Raw genomic sequence first — 3406 nt, 5'->3', positions numbered from 1 at the left:
ATGCAGTAGTCAATTGTAATTCGCGACCTCCGTTTCCGGTTCCGTCCAAACGCGTGATGCGCGGAGTTTGTCCGTAAACTGAGTTTGCAATAGATCCTCCTAACTCAGGAGCAATTTTATGCGGAATTGCAGGAATTCCTACTAATGGTGAACCATCTGCATTGATACGAGAACGTAAATATGGTTTCTTTTGTCCATCCAAGAACTGTGCATCACTTGGATCGTAAGGCTTATAGCTGTTGTATCCGTAAGCTACTGCGATGAAGTAGTAAGTCTTGAAGTTCACCAAACGGCGATCTCCCTGAGCAAACAAATCTTCTGTTACACGGAACGTGTGCTTAATTCCAAGATCAGATCCTTTTACTTTTTCAACAGGGAAAGAATATCCTAACTCTTCATCAAATTCAAAGTTAATCAAGCGTTTTACCCCGTTTTTAATATCACATTGTGCTACCGGACGAGCTACTGACAAATTATCCAAATCCGTAATACCAATAGAAGCATCTTTCAACTGATAGATCTGGTATCCTTCAAAACGATAGAATTTATCGTAAATAATACCTCCTGTAGATGGATCAACGATGTTGATCTTATCTTCCTCGATGTATTTTTCTTTGTAGTTATTCGAGTTAACAGGGTTATCTAACATAATGATCAACTCATTACCCATTTCCTGGATCGTCATAACCGGAGCATTTGGTGGCTCCAAAATGCGGAAACAGTTATCAAACAACGCCTGAGCTTTCGTATCTGCTGTTTTCAACGAGTTTACAGAAGAAAAGATTTGTCCTTCGAAACTTCTTGCATAAACGATACCAACTGTAATGTTGTTAACCGCTCCCGGACGCAATGTAAATGGTCCTGCTGACTGTACGAAACGACGGTCACCTGAAGGGTTAGATGTAGAACCTAAACCACATGGTTCAAATTCTGACCAGTTAAATCCTGGGTTAGTTCCTGCAGTTGCCCAATGCAATGTATCAGAATCAGCCGGGAACATATAGTTTGTCGGAATAGAACCAACACATGGAGCTCCAGGGAAACCTGTTCCTCCGTAGTACAATTGGTCTCCAAACTGCCACAATCCCTGCATGTAGTTGTAGAATTGAGCTGCAGATCCCGGATCTGATTGTCCTGACGGTGCGTTTACACCCGTATAAATTGTAAAGTTACGCATTCCATAACGCTCGTTATCCACGATTGTATCTCCGTACCCAATACCCAAACCTTTGTAAACAATTCCTTTGTTTGCAAGAGCGTTTGCTACAGTTGGGATAACCCACTGACCAGTAGTTGAATTAAATACAGGTCCCGGGTTATCGATTCCGTCTGCATCCTGGTAAGGACCTTCAAAGAAGTCGATTCCGATTGCAGGAGGATTTGGTCCGAATCCAGGGCGTCCTGAGTTTGGCTCATCGTTCAAATCTCCGTTATACATGTAACTTAATCCACGTGTAACGTCACATCCTGCATAGTCATCATTGTAGTTACCTAAATCGGCATCGATGTACTGAGAGAAATAAGTGTCGTACAATGTTTGAGTACCACGGTTAATCAACTCGTAGTTATAGAACGTCATTTTGTTGATCTCGTCATCCGTAGCAAAAGCAAATGCCTGCGCGTGGATTTCCATTCCGATCGGTTCTCCCTGAGATTCTGTATGGATGTTTCCTTTATCGTTGAATACCCACCAGTGAGTCTCATCTCCGAATAATGATACACGACGGTCAGCACCACATTGGATGTCGTCACGTCCTAAGATGTCATCATACCAAGGGTAATCACCATCTAATGGTTCGTAAAGCATGTCATCATTGTTGTCATAGAACGGAGCCAGGAATTGATCCTGACCACGGCTAACATCCCCGTTACCCGGCCAGGCATTAATTTGAGCCATCGTCTCATTACTTGGTACCGGACAATCACCAGTAGTACATTCCATGTAAGTAACAAACATGATAACTCCTGCTTTGGTAATTGTAAAGATGTTGTCATACAACAAACATTGATCCGGGTCGATCGTACCAGCACCATAATCACGGCGAGCTGTATCTCCCTGCGGAACAGCAGGATTAAAATTCCCTGTTCCGAAATCAACTGATAATGGACCAGGCCAGAAGTCGTTTCCGTCCTGACGGAACTTAACTGCAGCTAATTTCAACTGACCGTTAACGTCCGTTCCCCCCATCCAAAGTGCTCCTGCATAAATTGTAGTTACAGCAGTTTCACTTCCTTTCTTTTTTGGAACTGTATATGTTGCAAGTCCATTAGCACGATCCAGGAACAAAAGTCCTCCCGTTTCTAACTGGCAACTAACATCATTAAAGTCCATCGTTAAACGATAATTCGCTGGGGCACAATTTGCTGCCTTCGCTGATACCGCGGGTTTCGGTTTTTCTCCCGACTTCCCACTTTTCCCAAAATCATGATTGTAAGCGCTGGCTTGACCAACGAAACACATCGTGAGTGCGAGTGATAAGTATTTAAATGTTCGTCTCATACTTTAATTTTTTTCTTTCTTAGAAATCAAACTTAACTCCTAAGCGAATTGTTCTTGGTGCACTAATATTAAACGGATTAGCCACTTTCATTGCATAATAGTCTCTGAAAGATTGCTCATCCAACTGGTTTTGAATAGAAGTCTGGTACTGAGCAGCAGCCAAATATCCATCATCATTCCAGTTACCTGTCGCTCTATAAACTCCAAGAACGTTCATTGTATTGAAAAGGTTGGTAACGCGAAGATAAACTTGCAAATATGTTGATTTCTTTTTACCGTCTTTTCCACCAAAATCAATTCCAAATGTTCGGTCTAATACAAGATCCAAACGGTATTGCCATGGCAAACGAGAACCGTTCACAGTTCCTGTAATACCTGATGAATTCGGTTGAATTAATGCATCACCCGTAACACCTGTCTGAGATGTATAAGGAGATCCTGAGTAAATGTTTGTAATCAAGTTCAAACCTGTATTTTCAAGGATTTTAGCATCACCGATCATTGGACCGTTGTAATCAGCACCTTCACCGTAACGGTAATCGAATGTGATTGCAAAGTTATGACGTTGGTCATACGAATAAGGGAATACACTTCTCAAGTTAGGCAAACCTGCTGTTTGAAGACCTGTTAACAAAGTCGCTGCAGATGTTGCATCCGAACCCGTTCCGTCAGCAAACTGCAAGGTATATGCAGCTGTCATACGAACATTCCCTGTTCTACGTAAGTCATAAGAAACCGTTAATCCTTTTACTGTACCAAAGTCACGGTTACCGTATGTACGGTACGTATTCGGGTAAGCTTCAAACACGTTCATCAACTGAACATTGTTACGTTGCTCACGGTAGAATGCCGAAATCTTCAAGGAAGAAGTCTTAGTCAATACCTGCTGGAATCCGATCTCGTAAT

Annotated in this window: 1 protein-coding gene and 1 pseudogene; both read right to left on the bottom strand. The window is 42.2% G+C overall.

All coding sequences use genetic code 11. The annotated features are described in order from the left end of the window. Positions 1-2500, bottom strand: a pseudogene (locus tag Q1V93_RS18975) (T9SS C-terminal target domain-containing protein); the annotation flags it as partial. Between the two features lie 19 nt (positions 2501-2519). Then, positions 2520-3406 (bottom strand): hypothetical protein (locus Q1V93_RS18970; RefSeq protein ID WP_300666993.1); only part of this gene is annotated, 887 nt, incomplete at its 5' end.

It is taken from the genome of Fluviicola sp., assembly GCF_030151805.1.
Classification (GTDB): Bacteria; Bacteroidota; Bacteroidia; order Flavobacteriales_D; family Crocinitomicaceae; genus Fluviicola.
This window is presented reverse-complemented; position numbering and strand designations above follow the sequence as displayed.